This is a genomic window from Kibdelosporangium banguiense, assembly GCF_017876405.1.
GTDB classification, from domain to species: Bacteria; Actinomycetota; Actinomycetes; order Mycobacteriales; family Pseudonocardiaceae; genus Kibdelosporangium; species Kibdelosporangium banguiense.
Window position 1 is genome coordinate 9,806,479 of the sequence record NZ_JAGINW010000001.1, and the last position, 26,398, is coordinate 9,832,876.

The 26,398-nt window shown below is 66.2% G+C and carries 18 protein-coding genes and 1 pseudogene; 14 read left to right on the plus strand and 5 right to left on the minus strand.

Features of this window, described 5'->3' with window-relative positions; all coding sequences use genetic code 11:
* Positions 1-6: 6 nt before the first annotated feature.
* The 6 genes from JOF56_RS44335 to JOF56_RS44355 all read left to right on the plus strand — a co-directional run bounded on the left by JOF56_RS44335 (position 7) and on the right by JOF56_RS44355 (position 6,495).
* On the plus strand, positions 7-579 hold the full coding sequence (locus JOF56_RS44335; RefSeq protein ID WP_209645549.1) for a hypothetical protein: 573 nt from the start codon (positions 7-9) through the stop codon (positions 577-579).
* Positions 576-1,346 carry an RDD family protein gene (locus tag JOF56_RS60420; protein ID WP_307855534.1) on the plus strand — a complete coding sequence of 257 codons (771 nt, stop codon included), beginning with the start codon at positions 576-578 and terminating at the stop codon, positions 1,344-1,346. Before JOF56_RS44335 ends, JOF56_RS60420 begins: the two co-directional genes overlap by 4 nt.
* Positions 1,312-2,070: an alpha/beta fold hydrolase gene (locus tag JOF56_RS44340; RefSeq protein WP_307855829.1), complete on the plus strand. Its 759-nt coding sequence runs from the start codon at positions 1,312-1,314 to the stop codon at positions 2,068-2,070. The genes JOF56_RS60420 and JOF56_RS44340 overlap by 35 nt, the downstream gene beginning before the upstream one ends.
* A 446-nt stretch (positions 2,071-2,516) precedes the next feature.
* Complete coding sequence (locus tag JOF56_RS44345; RefSeq protein WP_209645551.1) at positions 2,517-3,701, plus strand: zinc-dependent alcohol dehydrogenase; 1,185 nt, start codon at positions 2,517-2,519, stop codon at positions 3,699-3,701.
* 987 nt (positions 3,702-4,688) lie between these two features.
* A complete protein-coding gene (locus tag JOF56_RS44350) occupies positions 4,689-5,399 on the plus strand; it encodes an SPFH domain-containing protein (RefSeq protein WP_209645552.1) in 711 nt (236 codons plus the stop codon).
* A gap of 112 nt (positions 5,400-5,511) precedes the next feature.
* Positions 5,512-6,495 (plus strand): serine/threonine-protein kinase, encoded by a 984-nt coding sequence (locus tag JOF56_RS44355; RefSeq protein WP_209645553.1) that lies wholly within the window; start codon positions 5,512-5,514, stop codon positions 6,493-6,495.
* A gap of 52 nt (positions 6,496-6,547) precedes the next feature.
* Here JOF56_RS44355 and JOF56_RS44360 read toward each other — a convergent pair whose 3' ends face one another.
* From JOF56_RS44360 to JOF56_RS44375, 4 genes and pseudogenes are all read right to left on the minus strand, one after another.
* Complete coding sequence (locus JOF56_RS44360) at positions 6,548-7,567, minus strand: S1C family serine protease (protein WP_209645554.1); 1,020 nt, start codon at positions 7,565-7,567, stop codon at positions 6,548-6,550.
* 536 nt (positions 7,568-8,103) lie between these two features.
* Positions 8,104-8,476: pseudogene (locus JOF56_RS44365) on the minus strand (hypothetical protein).
* Between the two features lie 86 nt (positions 8,477-8,562).
* Positions 8,563-8,763 (minus strand): zf-HC2 domain-containing protein, encoded by a 201-nt coding sequence (locus JOF56_RS44370; protein WP_209645556.1) that lies wholly within the window; start codon positions 8,761-8,763, stop codon positions 8,563-8,565.
* Positions 8,764-9,094: 331 nt separating this feature from the next.
* The gene (locus JOF56_RS44375; protein WP_209645557.1) at positions 9,095-9,340 is read right to left on the minus strand and encodes an RNA polymerase sigma factor; all 246 of its coding nucleotides are present in this window, start codon (positions 9,338-9,340) and stop codon (positions 9,095-9,097) included.
* Between the two features lie 400 nt (positions 9,341-9,740).
* Between JOF56_RS44375 and JOF56_RS44380 the strand changes: the two genes are divergently transcribed.
* Positions 9,741-10,463, plus strand: coding sequence for a S1 family peptidase (locus tag JOF56_RS44380; protein ID WP_209645558.1), 723 nt, complete (start codon positions 9,741-9,743; stop codon positions 10,461-10,463).
* Between the two features lie 117 nt (positions 10,464-10,580).
* Here JOF56_RS44380 and JOF56_RS44385 read toward each other — a convergent pair whose 3' ends face one another.
* Entirely contained in the window at positions 10,581-14,429 is a 3,849-nt protein-coding gene (locus JOF56_RS44385; protein WP_209645559.1) for an nSTAND1 domain-containing NTPase, read from the minus strand.
* 385 nt (positions 14,430-14,814) lie between these two features.
* Between JOF56_RS44385 and JOF56_RS44390 the strand changes: the two genes are divergently transcribed.
* From JOF56_RS44390 to sbnB, 7 genes are all read left to right on the plus strand, one after another.
* Positions 14,815-15,900 (plus strand): PLP-dependent cysteine synthase family protein, encoded by a 1,086-nt coding sequence (locus tag JOF56_RS44390; protein WP_372448403.1) that lies wholly within the window; start codon positions 14,815-14,817, stop codon positions 15,898-15,900.
* Positions 15,897-17,165 (plus strand): MFS transporter, encoded by a 1,269-nt coding sequence (locus tag JOF56_RS44395; protein WP_209645561.1) that lies wholly within the window; start codon positions 15,897-15,899, stop codon positions 17,163-17,165. Before JOF56_RS44390 ends, JOF56_RS44395 begins: the two co-directional genes overlap by 4 nt.
* Positions 17,166-17,181: 16 nt before the next feature.
* Complete coding sequence (locus JOF56_RS44400; protein WP_209645562.1) at positions 17,182-18,240, plus strand: PLP-dependent cysteine synthase family protein; 1,059 nt, start codon at positions 17,182-17,184, stop codon at positions 18,238-18,240.
* Positions 18,241-18,746: 506 nt separating this feature from the next.
* Positions 18,747-21,566, plus strand: coding sequence for a Pls/PosA family non-ribosomal peptide synthetase (locus JOF56_RS44405; RefSeq protein WP_209645563.1), 2,820 nt, complete (start codon positions 18,747-18,749; stop codon positions 21,564-21,566).
* Between the two features lie 37 nt (positions 21,567-21,603).
* Positions 21,604-24,204: a non-ribosomal peptide synthetase gene (locus JOF56_RS44410; protein ID WP_209645564.1), complete on the plus strand. Its 2,601-nt coding sequence runs from the start codon at positions 21,604-21,606 to the stop codon at positions 24,202-24,204.
* Between the two features lie 46 nt (positions 24,205-24,250).
* A complete protein-coding gene (locus JOF56_RS44415) occupies positions 24,251-25,255 on the plus strand; it encodes a TauD/TfdA family dioxygenase (protein WP_209645565.1) in 1,005 nt (334 codons plus the stop codon).
* On the plus strand, positions 25,252-26,325 hold the full coding sequence (gene sbnB, locus JOF56_RS44420) for a 2,3-diaminopropionate biosynthesis protein SbnB (protein WP_209645566.1): 1,074 nt from the start codon (positions 25,252-25,254) through the stop codon (positions 26,323-26,325). The genes JOF56_RS44415 and sbnB overlap by 4 nt, the downstream gene beginning before the upstream one ends.
* Positions 26,326-26,398: the final 73 nt, after the last annotated feature.

Sequence of the window (26,398 nt, forward strand, 5' to 3'; positions counted from 1 at the left end):
TCGGCTATGGACAACATGGCCGCGTCAGCGTCTCGCCGCCTCGGCGTTGCGGACGTGCTCCTTGGCGCTGGAGCATGCGCGCTGGCCGCGGCGCACAGGTCGCTGCGACCTGTGTTCGCCGTCGCGGTCGTCGTCGAGCGGGTCTCTCGCGGACCGCTACGGGACAGGCTTGCGTCGGCGTTGGCCGCTCGTGGCACGGACCTACGCCGGCGAGTGGCACACGTCGTCGAGGCGACATTTCCGGTGATGGTTCGGCCGCTCGTGGAGGCGGTGCTCGACGCCGTGGATCTGACCACGCTTGTCCAGGAGCACGTGGATGTCGACGAGCTTGCTCGCGGTCTGGACGTGGACGCCGTCGTTGCGAGAGTGGATCTCGACGCGATCATCGTCCGGCTCGACCTTGCCGGTCTCGTGCGTCAGGTGCTCGATGAGGTCGACCTGCCCCAGATCGTGCGTGAGTCGGCAGGTCCCCTCGCGTCGGAGACCCTGCGGGGGGTGCGCGCGGAGTGCGCACGCGCCGATGACGCAGTCGATCGCCTTGTCGACCGCGTCCTGCGACGCCGTCCTGTACCGCTGTGAACGGCATCCCACATGAGTACGCCACCGCCGGTGTCGTCACCCGCCTGATCGCCGCGGTCATCGACATGGTGCTCGTGGCGATGCTGGCGACCGCGCTGTACATCGCTGTAGCGGTGGTGGTGTTCCTGTGGTTCCCTGTGTCGTTCTCATGGCCCCGGCTGGCTCCGTGGCTGTCGATACCGGCGCTGCTCGTGCTGGCGTCGGGCTACTTCACCGTTGCGTGGGCGACGAGTGGACGCACGGTGGGCGGCATCCTGCTGGGCCTGCGGGTGCTGTCCTCACGGCGGCATCTGCTGGGCTGGCCGCGCGCGGCGGGCCGGGCGGTTCTATGTGCGCTGTTCCCGTTAGGCCTGCTGTGGGCGACGGTGAGCAGGTCCCGCCGATCGGTGCAGGACCTGCTGGTGAAGTCGGTCGTGGTGTACGACTGGCACCAGGACCTCGGCGTTGGCGCCACCGCGTTCAGTGCCATTCCGGAGTACGAACGCGCGGCCAAGTCCCTAGGTCAACGCCAGCAGCCGACTTCTGGAACCCATACGACCATGGCCGCACGCGCGCTGGCGCTGTCGACGTGGTTGCTTGGCAAAACTCGTAGTTTCGCGAGCTGGTTGTTTCGCACAATCCACAGTGAGGAGCATCATGATGGATCGGACACCCCGAGCGCTGGCCGTGTCACGAGGCCCGTACCGGCTGTACGTCGAGGTACTAGGTGGTACCGGGGCGCCGGTCGTGTTGATGCACGGCTTCCCCGACAACGTGCACCTCTATGACCGGCTGCTGCCGCCCCTCGCCGGGCGCCGGCCGGTAGTGCGTTTCGACTTCCTTGGCTGGGGCCGATCGGACAAGCCGCCGGGCTACCCCTACACGTCCGCGAACCAGGCGGGAGACCTGGACGCTGTGGCCGACGCCGTCGCCACTCGCCTGGGAACGGATCAGGTGGTGCTCGTGGCACATGACGCGTCGGGCCCGCCGGCGATCGACTGGGCGCTGTCCAACCCGTCACGCGTCGCCGCGCTGGTGCTGCTCAACACCTACTATCACTGGATGCCTGGGCTGCGCCGCCCGCCAGCCATTGCGCTCTATTCGACGCCTGTGGTGCGTGCTGCGGCCCGTGCCGTCGCGCGCCGCTGGCCTGACCTGGATCGGCGGCTGTACGTTTGGCAGGTGGGCGGCTTCATCCGCGACCCCGAGGTACGGCGACCACTCGTCGCGCATCTCTACGAGCAGTATCTTTCCGCACGGCCTGCCTTTTGGCGACTCAACGACGACCTGCTCGCCACGGTGCTCAGCCGCCGACGGCGCATCGGGGCGCTGCGCCGCTTCAGCCCCCCGGTACGGGTGATCTTCGGCGCCCGTGATCGGTACCTCAACCCCAAGGTCGCCAGGCGGCTGGCCGCCCTGTTCCCCAACAGCGAGCTACACCTGCTGGATACCGCCGGCCACTATGTCCAGGTCGACGAGCCGCGGCAGGTGGCCGAACTCATCGCACCTTAGTCGCATCAAGCAACTAAATCTGGCTGATAGTTGAGGTAGTGATCCTGCAGCAGGATCGGTTCGTCCGGGCCAACGGTGAGCGAGTACTCGTCGCTCTCCACCGGGATACCCGCATCCGATTTTGCCGATCGATCCACACCTCAACCCATATATTGAATTTTCAGCCTTGGATGAAACAAAAGGAAGACTATATCACTGATGGTATCCCGTTGGCCGGTAACCGGCTGGCAAGAATGCGACAACGACCAGTGGGCGCCAGCTGTTCATTCGCGGTGAAGTTGAATACGAGATTTCTATAGTCGGGAACCATCGAAGATGAGCAATCCGACCTGACTTTCCGGATGGTTGAGCAACTCCAGACCTGCGGCAGCGGACGCCAAGGTTTATGCGTGGCGGAGGCGGGAAGGCTCAGCGCAGGTACTTCTTCACCGGGTGGAGGGCATGACATGAAAGCAGTGACCTGGCACGGCAGGCGTGACGTTCGAGTAGACACTGTGCCCGATCCAGTGATCAAGGATCCCACTGACGTGATCGTGCGAATCACATCGAGTGGCATCTGCGGATCGGATCTTCACCTGTACGAAGTCATGGGCCCCTTCATGGGCGAGGGAGACATCCTCGGCCACGAACCCATGGGCATCGTGGAGGACGTCGGAGCCGACGTCACCAAGCTCAAGACGGGCGACCGCGTTGTGGTGCCGTTCAACATCTCCTGTGGGACTTGCTACATGTGCGGCCAGGGCCTGCACTCCCAATGCGAGACCACCCAAGTCCGCGAGCATGGCATGGGCGCGGCCCTGTTCGGCTACACCAAGCTCTACGGGCAGGTCCCCGGCGGACAAGCGGAATACCTGCGGGTCCCGTTCGGCAACACCCTGCCGATCAAGGTCCCGGATGGCCCGTCGGACGACCGGTTCGTGTATCTCTCCGACGTGCTGCCGACGGCATGGCAGGCCGTCCACTACGCCGACGTCCCGAAGGGCGGCAGCCTGGTTGTGCTCGGCCTCGGACCGATCGGCGACATGGCCACCCGCATTGCCCGCCATCACAGTGTGAGCCAAGTGATCGGTGTCGACCTCGTGCCAGAACGACTGCAACGAGCGCAGAACAATGGAGTCGAGACGCTGGACCTGCTGCACTACCATGGCGACTTGGCCGAGGCGATCCGAGGTATGACCAACGGCCGCGGGCCCGATTCAGTGATCGACGCGGTCGGCATGGAGGCCCACGGCTCACCGGTCGCCAAGATCGCTCACCAGGTCACCGGGCTGCTGCCCGATGCCGTGGCAGCCAAGTTCATGCAGAAAGCAGGGGTTGACCGGCTCAACGCCTTGCACTTGGCGATCGACATCGTCCGACGGGGCGGCACCGTGTCGGTGGCGGGGGTGTATGGCGGGATGGCAGACCCGATGCCCATGCTGACGATCTTCGACAAGCAGATCCAAATACGGATGGGGCAGGCGAACGTGAAGCGCTGGGTGGATGACATCCTGCCGCTGCTCACCGACGACGACCCACTCGGCGTGGACAGCTTCGCCACCCACCACCTGCCACTCAACGATGCCCCGCACGCCTACGAGACCTTCCAGAAGAAACAGGATGGCATGGTGAAAGTCCTTCTGCAGCCATGAAATGGGCCATTCGCACGCGGAATGCGTGACTCGAGCCCGACGAGAATTGATCCGAGGCACGCTGAGGAAACAGTGGCGGTGAAGTTTCCAATATCGGGCATACCGATACGGGAAGGTCAGGCGCTCGTTCCTCGAACAGTCGTTGTTATCCTGGGAGGTGAGCACCCGGACGTCGGGTCGCGATCGTCGATGACTGGCAATTGGATGACAGTGGCGAGCATACGCCGCCCCATGTGCTTGAAGCTCTCCTGCTGGCAGAGCATTCTGATCATTGTCTCAGCAGGTCGGGCGGGCGAGCTATTGACTAGGTTCGTGCCATCAATTTGAGGTGTTTGAATTTGAGGTCGGTTCTGGCATTTCGACAGCGAAGTGCCGACGGGCCTAGTCGCGCTTACGGTCGGCGACCTGGTCGACCATGTCGGGGCAGCCCAGCCAGGCACCCCAATCAGGGAATCTGGAACCGAAGCGTCCATGGTTCGCCGTTGATTCAGTTATGGCTGGACGGCGGACAGGGAAGGAGGTCGGCTATGACGGGTTTGGACAACTCAGGGAGGGCTCCACCGTATACACATCACGATTCGATTGAGGCGATGGCCAGCACGCACTGCACGTCTCATGGAGACGAAACGGGTGTGACCCATCTCCGTCCGTTATGTCGCGGCGGATCGAAAGTACCGCCTACGGGAGAAACTCCGGCGCTGGCATGGTTTCCGTGACCGACCCGGACACAAGCCGCTGGCCTTGTGGGTGATCGTGCCGGTGATGCGCTGATCATGTGTGGTGATCGGTTTACTACCGGTTGATTGTCCGCGGGGTGGAGCGACCACTGTGGATGGTAGTCGTCAGCAGGGCTGGCGAGCTCCAAGGGTGTTCGCGTGCGTGTCAGCGTCCTGTGCCGCAGCGATCGTCGCCCAGGCCATGCGATATGCCGGGGAATGCACGCAGCTGCCTGTGTCCATATTGGTCCGTTCGTGCAGGGGGTGATCGATGTCAAGCGTCGACAGCCGGGACGAGTCGGTGCCGCCGCGGGCCGTCTTCGACCTGGCCTGGCGTGGCTACGACCGACGCCAGGTCCGGCAGTACGTGCACAGCACCGAAACCACGTTGCGGACACTGGTTGCGGCTCGCGATGCCGCCGTGGGCCGTGCCGGGAAGCTGGTCCGTCAACTGGAGGACCGACGTTCGGACAACAGCCGGTTGCGGGCACAGCTCGACCGGGTCTGCCGTTCACCGATCGAGACCGGCGGGTTGCAAGAGCGGCTGCGGCGGATGGTCGAACTCGCCGAGGATGAGGCGGCGCAGATCGTGGCACGGGCGCAGGCCACAGCCGCGGAGAGCCGGGCGCACACGGAGCAGGCCACCCAGGACCGCCAGCAGGTCGAACGCGATTTTGAGATCGCCATGGCAGCTCGCCGCGCCGAAGCGATGCGCGCCTTGGCCGAGCAGAAGACCGCTGCGGAGGCGGCGGCCGAGCGTGTGGTTCGTGAGGCCCGCGAGCTCGCCGGGCGGATCCTTGCCGATGCCCGGCAACAGGCGCACGCGCTGCACGGCTGTCGCGACCGGCTCCTTGGTCGACTGAAGAACGTCCGCCAACTCCTCGACACGGCAGCCCCGCTGCTGCACCCCCAGCCCGGGGACCCCCGCCACGCCCCCGCACACAGCGATCACGGACGTCACAACCCCAACGGCACAGCGTGACCAGCGACTGCCCCATGCCGCCATTCGCTGCCGCCTGGCGCTTTGGTGGCCCAACCCACGGGAGGGGAACAGCCATGTCGGAGTCGCCCTGCAACAGCCCAGTGGCCCACCGATGAACAGAGCTGGCGCCGGTGTCGCCAAGGACCTCCATCCGGCGGGCAGTGGCTCGTCGTCGACGCAGTCGCGACCCAGTTCGTCCGCTACCGCGTCACCACGAGCACACACGCGGCTGGTGGCAGGTCGCTACCGGCTGTTCGATGTGGCCGGGTGCGGCGGTAGCGGGGTGGTCTGGCGGGCCATGGACGACGTGCTCGGCCGCCAGGTGGCGGTGAAAGAGCTCGTGCCCATACCGGGATTGATCCCGTCCGAACAACAGATCCTGCAGGAACGCGTCCGGCGCGAGGCCCGCACCGCAGCACGGCTCAACCATCCCCACATCATCACCGTCCACGACATGATCGAGGATGACGGGCGCCCGTGGATCGTGATGGAGCTGCTGCGATGCCGTTCGCTGGCCCACCTCATCACCGACCACGGCCCGCTATCCCCGCCGCAGACGGCAACGATCGGCTTGCACACGCTCGCCGCGTTGTGCCGCGCCCACCGGCACGGTGTGGTCCACCGGGACGTCAAACCCGCCAACATCCTGGTGGACGATCGCGGGAGAGCCGTCCTCACCGACTTCGGCTTCGCCGCCGACCACAACGAGAACCCGCTCACCACGACCGGGTTCCTGGTCGGCACAGCCGGCTACATCGCTCCCGAACGCGCCCGCGGACGACCCGCCGAACCCGCATCCGATCTGTGGTCTCTGGGCGTGACGCTCTACACCGCAATAGAAGGTCGCGGCCCCTACGACCGCGATACCCCTTTGGCGACCATCACCGCCGCCGCTGAAGAAGAACCCGACCCGATGCGACTCGGCCATGCGCTGAAGCCGCTCATCGACCGGCTGCTGAACAAAGACCCGCGGCAGCGCCCCACACCTGAACAGATCGACCGAGAACTCCGCAAGCTGAGCACGGCCGCGACGGGCGGTAGCCGCAACCAGGGACACCGCGCCGACGGTTGGGCGTTCGTGGGCTGCTTGTGGTAGCCCGGCTGCGCCAGCAGGCAGGGGACCGGTGATCGGCGATGGCAGTGGTAGTTCAGCCGGTTCGGGAGCCGATGGTCAGCTCGACGTGCTGACGGGCATCGCCGCGAGCGACGGTGATCGGCACCTTCTGCCCGGGTTTGGTCTGGCGTAGCCCGGACAGCAGGTCCTCCACAGTGCGGATCTCCTTGCCGGCGAACTCGACGATCACGTCACCGACGCGGATCGCGGTGCTGGCGGCTGGTCCGGCTTGGTCGATGTTCAATACCAGTGCGCCGTAGCCGGTCTGTACGCCGAGACGCTGTTGGATGTCCGCGGTGAGTCGGCCGAGCGACAGTCCGAGATACGGATGTGTGGCCGTGCCGTTGGCGAGCAGTTGGTCAGCCACGTTGACGACGGTCGCCGAGGGGATCGCGAAGCCCAACGACACCGCACCCGCGGTGGGCGGGATGTACGCCTCATTGATGCCCACTACCCAGCCCGAGGTGTCGATCAGGGCACCCCCGGAATTGCCTGGAGAAATGGACGCGTCGGTCTGGATGAGGTCCACAAGAGACTGGGTCTGGCCGGCCGAGCCGGGGATCTCCCGGTGCAGCCCGGAGATGATCCCGGCCGTCACCGAGTTCTGGAATCCCAGCGGGCTGCCGATCGCCAGGGCCCGCTCGCCGGGACGCGGAAGTTCCGCCCGGAACTCCGGCACCGGCAGGTTCCTGCGTTCGGTGCCGACCACAGCGAGGTCGGTGACCGTGTCGGTGGCCAGCACAGTGCCCGGTGAACGCGCGCCATCGGCGTAGGCGATGGTCACTTTGCGCTGTTGTCCCACGACATGCTGGTTGGTGACCACGACGTCCGGCCTGAGTACGACTCCGCTGCCCACGCCCTCGCCAACCTGTACTGTCACCACGCTCGGCCCGACCCGATCCACCACATCTGCGAAGCCGGCATGTGGTCCAGCCGGTGCCGGCGTGGTAGCCACCGGTTCGCGTGACGGCTGCGCGGCGTCCTCTCCCGTGCACGCCGACAACGTGATGGCCGCTGCCAGCACCACAACACTGATCCATCGTGTCTCGGTCATTCCGAGCCTCCTCGCTCGATGATTCAGCCGCCCTCACCCAATAACGCGGCCTGGGCGCAGCTCGGTCAGATGGCGGCGCTGGGCGGCATAGACGGGGACGCCGAACAGAAGCGCGCCGCCGGCCAGGAAGAACGGTGACCAATACACCCAGAAGCCATGGCCGGTGTTGCGCGAGTGCTGAGAAGCCATAAGGGATCGCGGCCGTGAACCGATGCGACCCACTCCCGTCAGATGACGCCCCGGCGGGCCCGCCCACTTCGCCGGACATGTCACCTCGATCGGTCATCGTATTACCGCCTTCCGTGCACTGCTGAAGCAGCATCGGGCGGTGCCATGCGACGACACATCACCCGCTCCGGGCGACTTGCACTTCATTCCAAGCGGGAAGCGAGCCGCGGTCCCGTTGTGTATCCTCAGTGGACGATCGGAACACCCTGCCGCTGTTACTCTTTACCAGTCCTTACGCACCAGACTCGGGCGCGTGGGCAGCACGGCAGGATCCGAGGCATCCGTGGGCGCTGCGGTCTGCATCTCGCTCATACCACCAAGTCGGCTTCGATGCGCTTGAGCTGATGCCGGGCCAACGCGAGGTTCGCCCGTTCCCTCTCCAGGACCAGGTACACAAACAGCGTCGAGGTACCCTTGGCGGGTTTCAGCAGCCGGATCAGGTGATACTGACGGTGCAAGGTGATCAGGATGTCCTCGATACCGTCGTTGAGCCCGAGGGTGGACATCACCCGCAGTTTCGACCGCACCACCTCGGTATTGCCGGCCGCGGCGACATCCAGGTCCAACCAGTCACCACCGCCCAGCGTGCCCAGCGACATCCCACTCTCATAATCGACCAGCGCGGCACCCACCGCGCCGGCAATGGACATCGCCTCTTTTCAGGGCCGTGTCGATATTCATCACGAAACTCTCTCCTCATGTTCGTTCGGGCACGCGCCGGATGGCGTGCCCGGCGATGTCCCGGCCACCCGCCGGCACGGTTGCGCTTAGGATGCGTGCCCGTTGGCTGCGTGTGTCTCGGTCTGGAGTTTCTCCAGCAGGCGGACGGCCAGTGTCAGCTCAGCGATCCCCCGCTCGCAGGACGGGCACACCTCGGCGTGCCGACGGAACTCGGTGCCTTCCCGCTCGCAGAGCGCTCCGAGCACGTACGCGCGGACCGTGACGGTGTACGGGCAGGCGTGCGTCATCGTGTCTTCTCCACCTCATACCGTCGCCCGGGCGCCTCTGGATTCCCGTGCTGTGCCAACAATTCGTTGTGTGTCCTGGATGGATTGAGGGGCGAGCGGCGGCCGGGAGGAAGACAACCGCCGCCCGCCCTCGGGCGGCGACCTGGGCAACAGGACTACGGAACGGTCGCCGCCCGAGCCCGGCCCGGCGCGCCACTAAGCAAGTGCTCGGCGGTGCGCCGGTCGATCCGGCGGGAACGGTGCGCGCTCATCTCATGTCCTTCAGCGTCAACGCCTTCGATCGTGTCACTCCAACCGGCGAACTCCGTCCAGTCAGGATGCTCCATGCTGGTCAACCAGGGTGCTCGAGGTACTCGGCGAGCTTGCGCAGACCACGAGTCGCGGCCCAGCCACGAAACCCATCGACCTCCCCACGAAACGACGCCAGATCCCGCACGATCTGCAACCACGCCTCGGACGCCACATCCTCACCCACCAATACCCGCAAGTACCGCAGCAAAGCCGGGTGAACAGACCGATACAACACCCGAAACGCGTCCTCACCACCACGCTGCGCCTCAGGCAAAGCCGCTGCCAAGTCCGCAGCATCGGTCAGTGACCGTCTCTCTCCGGTCAGGACGTCCCCGAAGCATCCATTGTAGATCGTTCAGCCGTCCGGCTTCGCCGCAACCCCGCGACACCAGAAACCTCACCACCATCACCCAACGCATGTTGTGATCATGCCCTCAGTCGATCGGGTACCGGCCGCCCAGTCCTGTCCAATATCGGACATTGTCCGAATAGGACAACAGTCCATGTGGGGCCCAGAAGTCAGCCTCACCTCCGGTTCACCGGAGAGGCTCACGGTCCCGACGTCTATGGCCGTTGACGAGACTGCGCCAGCTCCTGCCGTTCCACTATGCCGGGTTGCTGCCGCATTCTTGATCCGACGAGTTTCGTGGACCGGTGCCGGCGCGGCGCTCGAATGAGAGAGTCCTATGCGCAAAGTCCTCATAGCCGTGTTCGGGGCGTGCACACTCGCGTTCGCGGTAGTCGGTGCGACGGCCTCGGACGCGGCGGAACCCACTGGCGGCGCCCAGCCGAGCATCATCGGCGGGCACAACGCCACCGAGACGTATTCGTTCATGGTCGCGTTGAGCAACAGCTGCGGTGGCAACCTGGTCGCGCCCCAATGGATTGTCACGGCCAACCACTGCGGCGATGCGTCGCAGGGGCGGATCGGCTCGATCAGTAAGAATTCCGGTGGTGAGGTCGGACAGATCGACCGTCGCATCACCAAGCCCGGGACCGACCTGACCCTGATGCACCTGTCCGCACCCGCGCGGTCCGCCCCGGTGCGGATGGCGCAGACCAACCCCGCCGCCGGTAGCCCTGTCCGGCTGATCGGCTGGGGTTGCACGAGTTGGCCGAGTTGCTCTGCTCCGGTCACGCTGCAGGAGATCGACCTGACCATCCTCCCCAGCCTCCGTTGCGCGGCCGGTGGCGGAACCGGCAAGGACGTGTGTGTCTCGGGCGGCCGTGGTCAGTCCGCCTGCCACGGCGACTCCGGCGGCCCGGCGCTCATCGGCACCCGCGGGAACTGGACCCTGGTCGGCGAGACCCTCGGCCCTGGCGACAACGCCGGCGAATGTGCTACCACGACGTTGTACACCGGTATCGCCGCGCACCTGTCCTGGATCCGGCAGCAGACCGGCACGTGAGGGGTTCCCATCGCGTCGTCCGGACCACACGGGCGCTGATCGCGGCGCTCGGCGGGATTGGCGACAGAGCCGAAACTTTTGCAGTCCCCATCCTCGCCAACATCACCGGATGTCAGCCTACGAACAGGGCGGATTGTAGGGAGTTTCGGGGAAATAGCGTTCCCATTCACCTTCGGGGAGCGCGTTCTGGGCGGTGCCGCAGACGCGGGTGGCTACCCGCTCGACATCGGTTTCCCATAGGCGCGTTGTGTGGTCATGAGCGGCCGTGGCGAGGGTGTGACCGTCCGGACTGAACGCCGAGGCGAAGACTGCTGTGGGTTGTTCGGTCAGCAGGACGGCCAATGCGTTGGGTCGCTGTGGGTCGGTGACGTCCCACAACCGGACAGTGCCATCGATGCCGGTGGTGGCGAGGGTACGGCCGTCAGCGCTGAAGACCGCACTGAAGACCATGCCATTGTGCTCTGCCAGGGGTGCGAGGAGACGGGGTCGCTGTGGGTCGGTAACGTTCCACAACCGGATCACGCCGTCCCAGGTCGCCGTGGCGACTACGTTCCCGTTCGGATGGAACACGATCGATCGCACCTGGTGGCCGTAGCCGGTGATCGTTCCGAGGGGCATTGGTTTCCGGGGGTTCGTGACGTTCCACAGCCGAGCGGTTTTGTCCCAGCTCGCGGTGGCCAGCAGACTACCGTCAGGGCTGAAAGCCACCACGCGAACAGTTTCGCTATGTCCCGTCAATGTGCTCAGAAGCGTAGGCTTGCGTGGATTCCTGACGTCCCAGAGCCGGACGGTATGGTCGTCGCTCGCGGTGGCCAGCCGACGACCGTCAGGACTGAACACCACCCAGCGGATCTTGGCGTCGTGACCGGACACGATCGCCATCAGGCTCGGCCGGCGCGGATCGGCCACGTCCCACAGACGAACGGTTTCGTCCCAGCTCGCGGTGGCCAGCAGACGACCGTCAGGACTGAAAGCCACTGAGCGAACGGTACCGGTGTGGCCGGTCGGCGTCGCGGCAAGAAGGCTCGGCCGACGAGGATCCGAAACATCCCGTAGACGTAGGGTGCGATCGTCGCTCGTGGTAGCCAGAACCCGGCCGTCCGGGCTGAACGCGACGGCATAGACGGCTGCTGTGTGGTCGGCGAGGACGGGACCGGGGACCTCCCATAGCCGGGCTGTGCTGTCAGCGCTGGCACTGACCAAGGTACGTCCGTCGCGGCTGAACACCAATGATGTGACCGCTTCGGTGTGGCCGGTCAGCACCGCAAGAGCACCAGGCTGGTGTGGGTCGGTCACATCCCACAGCCGGATCGTGCGATCGTCGCCCGCCGTGGCGAGCATGCGTCCGTCCCGGCTCAGCGCCAGGGCACGGATCCTGTCATCGTGCCCAGGCAGGCTGGCGAGCATGCTGGCCTGACGTGGGTCCGTCATGTCCCAGAGCCGGATCGTCCGGTCCTTGCCGGCGGTGACCAGCAGGCGTCCGTCCGGACTGAACCCGGCAGCGGGTTCCATGGGCACAGGAAGAGGTCTGAGATGCCGAGGGGACGACTGATCCGCCACGTCCCACAGCTGCACCGTCCCATCGCCGCCCACAGTCGCCAACGTGTGGCCTTGCGGACTGAACGCAACCACGCGGACAGCGTCGGAGTGCTGGCTCGTCTTGCCCAGGGCCCTCGGCTGCTGCGGATCAGTGACATCCCACAGCCGAGCTGTCCGGTCTTGGCCGACGGTCACCAGGACCGCATCAGTTGGTGCGAAAGCCACCGACGCCACGGCCTCCCCGGAACCGGTGTAGCCCGGAATGGTGCCCAGCACGCGCGGTCCGCGCCGGTTCACCACATCCCAAAGCCGAACTGTCCCATCCATGCTGTCCGTGGCCAAGAGACGTCCGTTCGGGCTGAACGCCGCCGAGACAACCTCCTTGGAATGCCCTGTCACCGTGACCGGGTCTCCCGGCTGCCACGGATCGGTGACATCCCACAGGCTGAAGCCATCTCGAGTCGTCGTGGCGAGTGTTCGACCGTCCGGGCTGAGGACGAGCGCCTTCCCGAGATCCGCGCCGCTCGTCACGACGGTGGAATACGGCGCGGCCCAGGAACTCAACAGACTGCTCCTGGTCTCCACCGTGGGCGCGAGGCGATAAGCGGCAAGACTGAGCTGCCCCGCCAAAAGCGGATCGCCGGCACGAAGACCGTTGGCCTCACTGGCCACTTTGCGGGAGACCGCCAGATTCCGTTGCTCGATGACGTCTTCCCGGGCCTTTATCGCGTAGATGGTCGCTCCGGCCGCGAAGAGAAACAGGACGGTGAGCCCGGCGACGAGTTTGTGCAGGCGGCGGGTGCGGCGGCGAACGGCCCGCTGTTCGTCGTGCTCGAGCTGGATCGAGGCATCGAGGAACTGACGGGCCAGCGGGGTCAGTCCGGCGGCAGAGCCGGCTTCGTTCACCCACTCGCGTGCTGTGGCCAGGCGGGGGCCTCGGTAGAGGGTGGCCGGGTGCCGGCCTTCGCGATCCCAGGCCTCGGCAGCCTCGGTGAGCTGTTGGCGGACGAGTAGCCAGGCGCGGTCGGTGTCGATCCAGCCGCGCAGTCTCGGCCAGGCTCGCAGCAGGGCCTCGTGGGTGATCTCCGCGGAGTCGCAGTCCAGCGTGAGCAACCGGGCTGCGACGAACGCTTCCAGAGCGACCGCGGACGCGGCTTGATCGGCTGAGTCGCTTATCAGCCGGTTACGTTCGATGCGGCGGCTGCTGTCCTCGCTGTCCTCGCCGACTCGAACCAGACGCAGCAGCAAGCGACGGGCTTCCTGTCGGGCGGTAGCATCCAGGCTGGTGTGAACGCGTTCGGCGGTGGCGGCGACCGAACCGTGGATACCGCCGGTGAGCTGGTAGCCGGCCACCGTCAGGCGGCTACCCTGCCGCTGCTGCCAAGTGGCCAGCAGCGCATGGGACAGCAACGGCAGGACACGCGGCTCGTAGGTGGCGTGTTCCTGGTCGATGCCGTGGTCAATGCCCAGGTCGCGCAGCAGCACCTCGACCAGTCCGGGTTCGAGGTCGAGCTTGGCGACCCGGGCTGGACCGACGATCGCCTCGACGAGCTCCTCACGGCTCATCGCGCCAACGGCGAACTGATTGTCCTGGACCGCGCCAAGCAACTCGGGATAGGCCAGGCAGCGACCGTAGAAATCAGCGCGGACGCCGAGCACCACCAACGCGGCCGCCTGCTCACTGCCCTCTCCGGGACGAGACGCGTCACACAGCGCCCCGATGAGGGCCTGGCGTTCACTGCCCTTCTCACAGAGCGTGAAGACCTCCTCGAACTGATCGACGATCAGGACGAGGCGGCCCCTGCCGGGACCGAGTGCGGTCCGCAGCGCCGCACCCCACCGCCCGGCACGGATCCCATCACCGAGATTCTCATGGGGTACCGCCAGCAACTTGGCCACACTCTCGGCCAGCACGGCTGTGGGATGCGCTGTCGGTGTCATCACCAGCACCGGCCAGTCGGCCGAACCTGTCGCCGGCAGGGCGCCGGCGGCCAGGGCGGGAACCAGTCCGGCACATAACAGTGAGGACTTGCCCGCCCCTGAAGCGCCGAACACCACCAGTGGCTGATCACGATTCGCACACTCGGCGACCCGGCTGATCAAGGCTGCCGTACTCCGCTCCCGGCCGAAGAACCATCGGGCGTCCTCGAAGCCGAACGCCGCCAGCCCTCGATACGGGCACGGCGGGGCGTCCTCGGCCGGTGCCACGAGGCCTGCCAGTGCCCCTTCGGCCCGCAGCACCTCATCCAGCCTTCGGGCCAGTTCCGCCGTCGCCGGCTTGTGTCCGTTCTCGACATTGCTCAAGTAGCCCCTGCTGTAATGGGTCAGCCCGGACAGCTGGGTCAGCGACAACCGCCGCGCGCGACGCAGGCGACGCAACTCCGCTGCGAAACCCTGCGCCTCCTTCAGATCGTTCTCCCTGTTCACAGCCTGTATCCCTCAGCGTCATCAGGCAGGGATACGGAAAACCCCTCCCCACCGTCACCGCGTTCACGAAAACTTGGTGCTGCGACAAAACGAGCGTATTCAGCGTGTGGTCCTACCCTGATGGCGACAGGGCCGGAAGGGCTCGCCATCGGGAGAATAGACCTGTGTTCATGCGGAGGCATCCGATGCTCACGACAGTGTCCACAATTGGACAGTCATGCGTGTGCTTATCCAGCAGGCAACGCAGAATCCGGCTCTGGAAGACCAAGCAGGTTCGGCAGCGGAGCGCTTCGAGCACGGCCACCGGGCGGGGCGACGACCACTCTTGTCTCGAGGGATCGGGACCTTGAACAGGTTACTCACATGCCCACCTGCGCGCCTGCTCCTGCCGGCTGGGGCGAGCAGGTGCACGAATCTCGCTTCGATCGTGGGAAATACGCCTGCGCTGTGGATCGACAGACCATTCACCCCGGAGAGCCGAGGGTTTTGGGCAAAGCTGGAGGGGGCCAACCCTGGCGGAATGAAGGATCGGCCCGCCTTGCATATGGTCGCGTGCGCGCGCGAGCGTGGTGAGCTCAAGCCGGGCGCGACGATCGTCGAGTCGAGCAGCGGTTCTTTTGGTTTGGGCTTGGCGTTGGCGGGAATTGTCTTTGGTCACCCTGTGACTGTTGTGACGGATTCCGGTACGGAGCCGATCATGTGGCGCATGCTCAGCGCGCAGGGTGTGCGGGTGGATGTGGTTCGCGAGCCTTGCCCGGTCGGGGGATGGCAGCAGGCCAGGCGTGACCGGGTCCGGAGACTGCTGGCCGCGTGTCCGGGGGCGTACCACCCTGATCAATATCACAATCCGGATCATGCCGCGGGCTACGCGACCCTGGCGTTGGAGTTGGTGGCTCAGCTTGGCCGCGTCGACGTGCTGGTGTGCTCGGTGGGTACGGGCGGCCACTCGGCTGGTGTCGCCGGGGTGCTTCGGACGTACTTCTCGCATCTGCGGCTGGTCGGTGTGGACTCGGTGGGTTCCACGATCTTCGGCCAGCCCGCCCGGCCGCGCTTGATGCGAGGTCTCGGGTCGAGTATTTACCCGCGCAACGTCGACTATGCCAGCTTCGACGAGGTGCATTGGGTGGCGTCGGCTGAGGCGGTGTGGTCGTGCCGGCAGTTGGCCAGGGCTCGATACGCCTGCGGCGGCTGGAGTGTGGGGGCGGTGGCCCTTGTGGCCGGCTGGATCGCTCGGACACAGCCATCGGACCTGCGGGTGGTGGCCATCTTCCCGGACGGGCCGCTGCGTTATTTCGACACCATCTACAACGACGACTATTGCCGGCGGCACGGGCTGCTCGATGTGCCACCGGCTGACGAACCGGACGAGATCTCCGACCCGTGGGCGCGTGAGGTCACCTCTTGGACGCGCTGCCGGCGTGTGGTGGATCCGCTCGCCCGGCCAGAGCGCGGCACGGCGAGACGGCGTTGAGCACGATCCGAGCCGTCCGGTCGCTGTCCCGCACTGTGCAGTTGTTGCTGCTGAACCAGTTCGGCGTCAATCTCGGGTTTTATCTGTTGGTTCCGTATCTGGCCACGCATCTGCGGGAGAACCTGCACTTGGCCACCGGCGTCGTCGGGGCGCTCATCGGCACACGGAGCCTCAGCCAGCAGGGGCTCACCTTGTTCGGTGGGTCGGCGGCGGATCGCATCGGCTGCCGGCCGCTGATCATCGCCGGATGTGCCCTTCGAGCAGTGGGATTCGGGGCGTTCGCGTTCCTTGACAACGTGCCGGGGCTGTTCGCCGCGGCGCTCCTGACCGGTGTCGCGGGTGCGGTGTTCAGCCCTGCCACGCGGGCCTATCTCGCGCAGGAGTCAGGTGACCAGCGGCTGCGGGCGTTCGCGTTGTTCAACGTCGCCGGCGAGGCCGGAACACTGCTCGGCCCGCTGCTGGGCGGTGTGTTGCTCGCCGTGGAATTCCGCGCCGCGGCGATCACGGCGGCGGCCGTCTTCGCGCTGTTGACCATCGCCCAGGTTCTCGCGCTGCCCGCTCGTGCGCCGCAACCAGCGGAGCAGTCGGTGCTGGCGGACTGGCGAGAGGTGATCACCAATCGGCGTTTCCTGCTCTTCGTCTGCGCCACCTCCGGCGTGTTCGTGCTGTACAACCAGCTCTATCTGACACTGCCGCTGGAGGCCAGCCGTGTGTCCGGAGTGGACAGTACGGTCGCGATGCTGTTCATCGCCTCCACTCTCGTCACCCTCGGTCTGCAGGTTCGGATCACCGACTGGTGCCAGCGGCACTGGGAGCCGGCCACGGCCATCGGCGTCGGACTGACGCTGTGCGGCCTGGCCTTCGCCCCGCTCGCCGTCACCGGCTCCCTGCAACCGACCGCCGCCGGCACGCACGACGGCGGGATCGCGGCGGTGCTGCGCTCTTTGCCGGCCATCTCCCCGGCGATACTGGCAACGATCGTATTGACCCTCGGCGTCGCCGTGGCGCAACCATTCGTCCTGGATCGCACTCCAGCATTCGGGCGTAGCGCGCTAACCGGCACGTATCTCGGCGCTTACGCCATGGCCGCCGGGTTGGCCGCCGCGATCGGCAACACCGCTGTCGGCTATGCCACCGATCTCGGTATCCGCCTGGACATGCCGTGGCTACCTTGGATGTTGCTTGTCGGTTATGGGCTCGCCTGCGCGATGCTGATCGGCGTATTGCGCGCCAGGGCGGCGTTTCCTCGCCAAGACCGCTCGTGACAAGGAAAGAAGGCCCATGCGTTACGACACAATCCTCGATGCCATCGGCAACACTCCGATGGTGCGCCTCAATCGGCTCACCGAGCCGACCGACGCGACGGTGTGGGTCAAGCTCGAATGCCTCAACCCAGGAGGGAGCGTCAAAGCACGGCCGGCCCTGGGCATGATCCGCGAGGCACTGCGCTCGGGGGCGCTCACCGAGGACGGCACCATTGTCGAAGCCACATCAGGCAACCTGGGCATCGCACTGGCGATGATCGGCGCCGCACTCGGCATCCGAGTGAAGATCATGGTCGATCCCCGCACACCGGCACTGAGCGTACGGACCATTGCCGCTTACGCCGCCGAACCAACCCTTGTCGAGAAACCCGACGAGCACGGCAAGTACCAGATCCCCCGGATCCAGGCAGCCGAAGCCATCGCCCACACTGTCGAGGGCGCCTACATGCCCAACCAGTGGGACAACCCGGACAACCCCGCCGCACACAGCACGACCACCGCCGCGGAGATCCTCGACGACCTCGACGGCGATGTCGACGCCATCGTGTGCACCACCAGCAGTTGCGGCCAGATCACCGGAATAGGCCGACGGATCAAACAGACTCGGCGTGACTGCCGGATGGTGGCGGTGGACGGCCGAGGCTCGACCGCTATCGGCGGCCCCATGGGCCGGCACCTGCTGGTCGGCCTCGGTTCCGGGTTCACCCCAGGCAACTTCGACCCGGCAACCATCGACGAGGCCTACTGGTGCGGTGACACAGAAGCATTCAGCACATGCCGGCTACTCGCCGGCAACGAAGGCCTGCTGCTCGGCGGCTCATCAGGTGCCGCCGTCTTCATCGCACTGGCAGTCGCCCAACGACTAGGCCCTCGCCACAACGTCGTCGCAGTAGCACCTGACGGAGGCGACCGCTACCTGGACACCATTTACGACGACACGTGGATTCGCGACCACGACCTCGCCCTCATACCCACCATAGCCGCCCTACGTGACCGACTGACGGACTACGCCCCGTTCCCCGGCTGCCAACTCGAACCATGGCGCCACTATCCCGCCGGCCCAACCGTCATCTGACAAATTCGTCCACTCACGAATCCATAGCCGTAGTGCGCCTGCTTGGGCCCGGTGCTCACCAGGGCAGCGAGCCAATCGACCCGGAACATTTCCCAGGTTGCGAGCTCTGCGCCTCCTTGGGGTTGTTTTCCCTGTTCAAGGCCTGTATCCCGCAGTGTCATCAGCCAGGGATACAGGAAACCCCTCCCCATCGGCACCACGTCGGCGAAAACTCGGTGCCACGCCAAAGCGAGCGTATCCAGTTTGCGGTCTTACCCCGTGTGGCGAGAGGGCAATAAAGACCCACCACCGGGCGAATTGACCTACGTATTCGGAAGGACGCGCGATGCGCACCACAGTGTCCACAATTGCACCGGCCCGCCAGTGCTTGTCCCGGCGTGATTTCGTTCGGCGGCGGGTGTACCAGATGGAACGGTGCGCGCAGACCCGGGATGAGCCGGGCGATCGCCGTCGCTAATCGATGCCGCACATCGCAATCGCCAACTTCTGTTCAAGGAGCTCATGTGGTGGGAAAAACTGTCGAAGTCCCGACAGTCGATCTGGCTGAATCTTCTACCACGGACGGCGCGCACGTCGGCCCGGCGGCTGGCGTCGAGCGGATGTTCACTGACGTGCTGGCCGAAGTCCTGCGCGTCGAGCAGGTGCCAGCAGACAGCCACTTCTTCGACGACCTCGGCGCCGACTCGATGGTGATGGCCCAGTTCTGCGCCAGAGTCCGAAAACGGCCAGACCTGCCGTCAGTGTCCATAAAGGACATCTACCAGCACCCCACGATCAGAAGCCTGGCGGCGGCGCTCGCGGATACCGCGCCCGTCCCGGTCGAGCGGATGTTCACTGACGTGCTGGCCGAAGTCCTGCGCGTCGAGCAAGTGCCAGCAGACAGCCACTTCTTCGACGACCTCGGCGCCGACTCGATGGTGATGGCCCAATTCTGCGCCAGAGTCCGAAAACAGCCAGACCTGCCGTCAGTGTCCATAAAGGACATCTACCAGCACCCCACGATCAGAAGCCTGGCAGCGGCGCTCGCGGACACCACGCCCGCCGCCGGCGGCTCGCCGGTCCCGGCGACAACCGAGGTGACGACACCGGTCAGCACTCGGCAGTATGTCCTCTGCGGAGCACTGCAGTTCCTGTTTCTCCTGGGATATTCCTACCTCACCGCACTTGTCCTCGAACTAGGTTTCGAGTGGATCTCCGCCGGCTCCGATGTGGTCCACGTCTACCTGCGGTCGGTCCTGTTCGGCGGTGCGTTCTTCCTCGGCATGTCCACCCTCCCGATCCTGGTGAAGTGGGTGCTCATCGGTCGGTGGAAGCCCCAGCGGATCCGGATCTGGAGCCTGGCCTATGTCCGCTTCTGGGTAGTCAAGACGCTGGTCGGCTTGAATCCGCTGGTCTTGTTCGCCGGTTCGCCGCTCTATGTGCTGTATCTGAGGGCGCTGGGTGCGAGAGTCGGGCGCGGCGTGGTGGTCTTCTCCCGGCACGCGCCGGTGTGCACCGATCTGCTGACCATCGGCGAGGGCACGGTCATCCGCAAGGACGCGTTCCTCACCGGCTACCGGGCCTGCGCCGGCTGGATTCAGACGGGCGCAGTGACTCTCGGGCGGGACGTGTTCGTCGGCGAGGCGACGGTGCTCGACATCGAGACCTCGCTCGGCGACGGGGCCCAGCTCGGCCATGCTTCCTCGCTGCACGCCGGGCAGGCCGTGCCCGAGGGCGAGCGCTGGCACGGGTCCCCGGCGCAGCCGGCCGAGGCGGACTATCGGGGGGTCGAACCGGCCGGGTGCGGCGCCGGGAGAAGGGCCGTCTACACCGTCCTGCAACTGCTGAAAGCCCTGGCCCTGCAGCTTCCGCTGGTGTACGGCGGCGTGGCCATTCTCTTCACCGAGGTCCCACGGCTCGCTGCGCTCCTTGGAAACGAGCCTCTGGCCTTCACGAGCTGGACGTTCTACAGCGACGCCCTGGCCGTCTCCCTCGTGCTCTTCTTCGGCTCCGCGCTCGTCAGGCTGCTCGTCATGGTCGCTGTCCCCCGCGTGCTCAACCTCGCCATCAAGCCGGGCAAGGTCTATCGCCTGTACGGGATCCACTATGCCCTGCATCGAGCGATCGCGCGCCTGACCAACATCCAGTTCTTCAAGACCCTCTTCGGTGACAGCTCCTGCATAGTCCACTATCTGCGCTGCATGGGGTATCGCCTGGCTCCTGTGGTGCAGACCGGGTCGAACTTCGGCAACCTGGTGAAGCACGAGACCCCCTACCTGAGCGCTGTCGGCAGCGGAACGGTGGTCGCCAGCGGGCTGTCGATCGCCAATGTCGACTTCTCGAGCACGTCGTTTCGGGTGTCGCGGGCCTCGATCGGGGCGCGCAATTTCCTCGGGAACTGGATCGTCTATCCCGCGCAGGGCAGGACCGGCGAGAACTGCCTGCTGGCGACGAAGGTCCTGGTCCCGATCGACGGCCTGCTCCGGGAGGGTGTCGGGCTGCTGGGCTCGCCCAGCTTCGAGATCCCGCGCACGGTCGAACGCGACACCAAGTTCAACCACCTGGCGAGCGGGGACGATCTGCCCCGGCGTCTCGCGGCCAAGAACAAGCACAATGCGGTGAGTATGGGATGGTTCCTGCTGTCGCGGTGGTGCTATGCCTTCCTGGTCGTCTTGATAGCTTTAGGCGCCGCGGACCTCTACCACTCGCTCGGCGCCTCGGCGATCGCGCTGGCCACCGTCCTCATCTTCCTGTTCGGGACCCTCTACTTCGTACTGGTCGAACGTGCCGCTACGGGATTCCGGGGCGTGCGACCGACATACTGCTCGATCTACCAGATCGACTTCTGGCGGACGGAACGCTTTTACAAGTTGTTTGTGCCGGCAGGCGTACACGCCGTTTTCAATGGCACCCCCTTCAAGGCTGTGATCTGGCGGCTGCTGGGTGTCCGGCTCGGTAAGAGGCTCTTCGACGACGGCTCCGATTTGGACGAGAAGAACCTGGTGACGATCGGTGACGACTGCATGCTCAACGCCGGCTCGCACATCCAGTGCCACTCGCAGGAAGATTTCGCCTTCAAGTCCGATCGCACCGTGATCGGTTCTGGCTGCACCGTCGGGACCGGTGCGCTGGTCCACTACGGCGTGACGATGGGCGACGGCGCGGTACTGGCCCCCGATTCCTTCCTGATGAAGGGCGAGGAAATGCCACCGCACGCCCGGTGGGGCGGAAACCCGGCCCGCCAGATGCGGGACGCCTTGGCCGGTTCGCGGGTTCTCCGGGACCACAACGACAACGCCGCTGTGGTCACGTCCGGAACTCGACGAGAAGCAGCACCCGGGACGTAGCCGTCTGGCGCACCGGGAGCGGAGGAAAGGTTTTCCGATGGACATGCATGTGGAAGCCGACCGGGAGTTCTGGCGGAATGTGCTCGTCGCGGGCGGGTTCACCGCGATTCCGCGGTGGACTCTGGATCCGGTGCCCGGTGTGGCCGGGCACGAGGTGCCGGTCCCCGGCCAGGACGTGGTGGCGTTGCGGCGGCTGGCGGACGAACTGGCGGTGCCGTTCAGCTCGGTGCTGCTGGCCGCGCACGCCAAGGTGCTGGCCGCGTTGTCCGGTGAGCGCGAGGTCGCGACCGGCTACGTGGCCGTGGCGGGCGGGCGGCCGTTGCCGTGCCGGCTGACCACAGAGCCCGTTTCGTGGCGGACGTTGGTGCTGGAAGCCCATCGGGCCGAGTCGCAACTGCTGTCGCACAAGGATTTCCCGGTCGATGACCTGAGGCGCGAGCTGGGTCTGGCCGGACCGTCGTTCGAGACCGTGTTCGATCCGACGCTGGATCCGATCGGCACCATTGCCCTCGGCGGGGATCTCGCCGAGGACACCGTGCTGTCGGTGCGAACCGTATGGCACAACGGCCAACTCGTGCTGCGGTTGCGGTACCGGACCGACGTGCTCGACGCGGGCTATGCCGCCAGGATCGCCGGCTATCACCGCACCGCGCTCGCACTGATCGCGGCCGATCCGGAGGCCGAGCACGGCCGGCAGAGCCTGCTGTCGGGCCAGGAACTCCACGTCCAGCTCACCGGGCTGGCCGGCCCTCGCCAGCAATTGCCGGACCTGCGGGTGCACGAGCTGTTCGAGCAGCGGGCGGCAGCGCACCCGCACGCCGTCGCGGCCGTGCACGGCGACCGGCAGTGGACCTACCGCGAGCTCAACGCCCGGGCCAACCGGCTGGCACGAGCCCTGCTGGCCCGAGGCCTGCACCGCGAGGATGTCGTCGCGGTGGTGATGCAACGCACCCTGGACTGGATGGCCGCCGTCCTGGCGATCTTCAAGGCCGGTGGCGTGTATCTGCCGCTCGAGCCGCAGTTCCCGGCCGGTCGCATCGCGACCGCGCTCTCCCGTGCCCACTGCACGCTCGTGCTGAGCGAACACGGCAGCACCAGCACCCTCCAGACGGCCCTCGACACCCTGTCCCGAACCCCGACACCCGCAACCCAGACACCCGCAAGCCAGGCGCCCGGAATCCGGCTACTGCGTGTCGAGGCGGCCTACGCGGAGAACCATCCCGACGGCAATCCCGGTGTCCAGGTCGCGCCGGACCAGCTCGCCTACGTCCTGTTCACCTCCGGCTCCACCGGCGAACCCAAGGGCGCGATGTGCGAGCACGCGGGCATGCTCAACCACATCTACGCCAAGATCACCGACCTCGGAGTCGGGGAAGGCGAGGTGATCCCGCAGACCGGCCCGCAATGCTTCGACATCTCGCTCTGGCAACTGCTGGCCGCGCTGCTGGTGGGCGGGCGGACCCTGCTGATCGAGCAGGACACGATCCTGGACGTCGAACGGTTGCTCGACACCCTCGTCGCCGGCCGGGCCGGCGTGCTGCAGGTCGTACCGTCCTATCTGGACGTGATCGTGTCCTGTCTGGAGCAGCGCCCCCGCGCCCTGCCGGATCTGCACACCGTGTCCCCCACCGGGGACCTGCTGAAGAAAGAGCTCGTCGAACGCTGGTTCGCCGCCCAGCCCGGGATCACCCTGGTCAACACCTACGGGCTGACCGAGACCTCCGACGACGCCGTGCACGAGGTCATGCACCGAGTACCGGATACCGACCGGATCCCGCTCGGCCGCCCGATCACCAACGTGCACGTCTACGTCGTCGACGAGAACCTGTCACCGGTGCCCCTGGGCGCCCCCGGCGTGATCGTCTTCTCCGGGATCTGCGTCGGCCGCGGCTACATCAACGACCCCGAACGCACCCGCGGGGTGTTCCTGGCCGATCCGCACCGCGAGGGACAGCGGCTGTGCCGGACCGGCGACTACGGCCGCTGGCGGCCGGACGGCACACTGGAGTTCCTCGGCCGCCGGGACAACCAGATCAAGATCCGGGGCTTCCGGATCGAGATCGGCGAGATCGAGAACGCCCTGGTACGAATACCCGGCATCCACGACGCCGCCGTCGTAGTCACCGACGGCACCGGCGCGGGCCTGGGCACGCGACTGGTGGCCTTCTACACCAGCCAACACCCACTCCCGGCCGGCCTCGTGGCCGACCAGCTCAGCGAGGCCCTGCCCGGCTACATGGTCCCGTCGGCCGTGCACTGGCGGGACGGCCTGCCGCTGACCACCAACGGCAAGATCGACCGCACCACCCTGACCGCGCTCGCCGGGCAACTCGACGGCAGCGACGTCGTCGACGAGGATTATCAGGCGCCGCGTACGCCCACCGAGCAGCGCATGGCGACCGCGTGGGCCACAGTGCTCGGCATCCCGCCCGACCAGATCAGCCGGCGGGACCACTTCTTCGACCGGGGCGGCACCTCACTGTCAGCAGTACGGCTGGTGATCACCTTGGACCGCGCGGTGACCCTCACCGACCTCACCCGCCACCCGATCCTCGCCGACCTGGCCACGATCCTCGACGAGACCGCCACAGCTACCACTGCCGGATCACTGGCGTCGCCACGACCGGCTTTGTCATGAGTAGCACTGGCTTCCTTCTCCGAGTAGCGACTGAAAGGACACCGAGATGACGTCCTCATCCCGGACAGCACTGCCCGGCGTGGACCTGCACCCCGGCACACCCCCGATCCTGCGGGCCGACCCGGCCGGCGACCCGCCACGCTGGGCAGCCGACCACCGCGACGCGCTCCGCGCCATCGTCACCGAGCACGGCGCGGTCCTCATCCGCGGCCTCGGCCTGCACGACCCAGCCCAGACCACCGCCGTCTTCCACCAACTGGCCACCAGCCTGATGACCGAGAAAGAAGCCTTCGCCTCCCGGCGAACCTACCCCGACGGCGTGTACTCCTCCTCAAAATGGCCAGCCAACCAACAAATGTGCATGCACCACGAACTGAGCTACACCCTCCAATTCCCCAGCCTGCTGCTGTTCGCCTGCCTACGTGCACCCACCACGGGCGGCGCCACCGGAATCGCCGACGCCCCCACCCTGCTCGACACACTGCCCCCCGAACTGGTCGACCGGTTCACCCGCGACGGCTGGCTGCTCACCCGCACCTACAACACCGAGATCGGCGCATCCCTCACCGAGGCATTCGGCACCGAGGACCGCGCCGCCATCGAACACTACTGCCGCGCCAACGCGATCGCCTTCCAATGGCAACCCGACGGCACACTCCGCACCCGACAACACCGCAGCGCCATCGTGCGCCACCCCATCACCGGCCGACGCAGCTGGTTCAACCAGATCGCCTTCCTCAACCAATGGACCATCGACCCCGAAATACGCGACTACCTCATCGACGTCTACGGCGCCGACGCCCTGCCGTTCAACACCCACTACGGCAACGGCGACCCCATCAGCGCGGACGTCATCCACCTGCTCAACAAGACCTACGACGCCCACACCGCACGCGAACCCTGGCAGGCCGGCGATCTGATGCTCGTCGACAACATCCGCACCGCCCACAACAGAGACCCCTACCACGGACCACGCGACATGCTCGTCGCACTCGCCGACCCCGTACGCCTGGCCGACTGCTCACCGACCATGGAGGTGACCACCGGATGACCAGGAATGTATCGGCGCAGGCCCCATCCGTCAGTACGGCTATCACCGATCCCGTGCCCGGATTCGCCGTGATCTCCGGTGCCCAGGTCCAGCACGCGCTCCAGGGCCGCGAAACCCTGATCGTGGAACTCATCGAGGCCACCTACCGGCTGCACAGCACCGGCGACTCGGTCAACCCACCGTCCTACTTCCTGCGCTTCCCCGACCACCCCTCCGCCCGGATCATCGCACTGCCCGCCTCGATCGGCGGCCAGACACCGGTCGCCGGCCTGAAATGGATCTCCAGCTTCCCGCACAACGTCACCGCCGGCCTCCCCCGCGCCTCGGCCGTCCTGATCCTCAACGACCACAACACCGGCTACCCCTTCGCCTGCCTCGAAGCCTCCATCATCAGCGCCACCCGAACAGCCGCACTCGCCGCCGCAGCAACCGACCGGCTCTCCCGCAACCGACCACGCCCCACACGCGCCGGATTCATCGGAACCGGCCTGATCGCCCGCTACATCCACACCTTCCTGACCGCCACCGGCTGGTCCTTCGACCACATCGGCGTGCACGACCTGTCCACCGACAGCACCACCGGCTTCCGCAACTACCTGCAGCAGTCAGGTACCACCGGCCGGATCACCGTGCACGACACCGCCGAACACCTCATCCGCTCCAGCGACCTCGTCGTCTTCGCCACCGTCGCCAGCCAGCCGCATGTCCACGACCCGTCCTGGTTCGAGCACAACCCGTTGGTACTGCACGTATCGCTGCGCGACCTCGCACCGCAGATCCTGCTCACCGCCACCAACATCGTCGACGACATCGAGCACTGCCTGAAAGCCGACACCTCACCACACCTGACCGAACAACTCACCGGCAACCGCGACTTCCTGCACGGCACCCTCGACGACGTGATGACCGGGCGAATCACACTGCCCACCGACCGGCCACTGGTGTTCTCCCCCTTCGGCCTCGGCGTACTCGACCTCGCAGTCGGCAAATACGTCTACGACCAGGCAGCCCACACCGGCCAGCTGCACACCGTCGACGACTTCTTCCACGAACTGCGCCGGTACGGATGAGCAGCCCAATTGAGCCCAGTGCCCTGCCACAGACAAGGAGGCCATCGTGCCAGTCATCGCATCTGCCCGGTAT

Coding starts and splice junctions, on each gene's coding strand:
- JOF56_RS44335 (WP_209645549.1), top strand. CDS start 7: ATGGACAACATGGCCGCGTCAGCGTCTCGCCGCCTCGGCGTTGCGGAC.
- JOF56_RS44340 (WP_307855829.1), top strand. CDS start 1,312: ATGCACGGCTTCCCCGACAACGTGCACCTCTATGACCGGCTGCTGCCG.
- JOF56_RS44345 (WP_209645551.1), top strand. CDS start 2,517: ATGAAAGCAGTGACCTGGCACGGCAGGCGTGACGTTCGAGTAGACACT.
- JOF56_RS44350 (WP_209645552.1), top strand. CDS start 4,689: ATGTCAAGCGTCGACAGCCGGGACGAGTCGGTGCCGCCGCGGGCCGTC.
- JOF56_RS44355 (WP_209645553.1), top strand. CDS start 5,512: ATGAACAGAGCTGGCGCCGGTGTCGCCAAGGACCTCCATCCGGCGGGC.
- JOF56_RS44360 (WP_209645554.1), bottom strand. CDS start 7,567: ATGACCGAGACACGATGGATCAGTGTTGTGGTGCTGGCAGCGGCCATC.
- JOF56_RS44370 (WP_209645556.1), bottom strand. CDS start 8,763: ATGACGCACGCCTGCCCGTACACCGTCACGGTCCGCGCGTACGTGCTC.
- JOF56_RS44380 (WP_209645558.1), top strand. CDS start 9,741: ATGCGCAAAGTCCTCATAGCCGTGTTCGGGGCGTGCACACTCGCGTTC.
- JOF56_RS44400 (WP_209645562.1), top strand. CDS start 17,182: ATGCGTTACGACACAATCCTCGATGCCATCGGCAACACTCCGATGGTG.
- JOF56_RS44410 (WP_209645564.1), top strand. CDS start 21,604: ATGGACATGCATGTGGAAGCCGACCGGGAGTTCTGGCGGAATGTGCTC.
- JOF56_RS44415 (WP_209645565.1), top strand. CDS start 24,251: ATGACGTCCTCATCCCGGACAGCACTGCCCGGCGTGGACCTGCACCCC.
- sbnB (WP_209645566.1), top strand. CDS start 25,252: ATGACCAGGAATGTATCGGCGCAGGCCCCATCCGTCAGTACGGCTATC.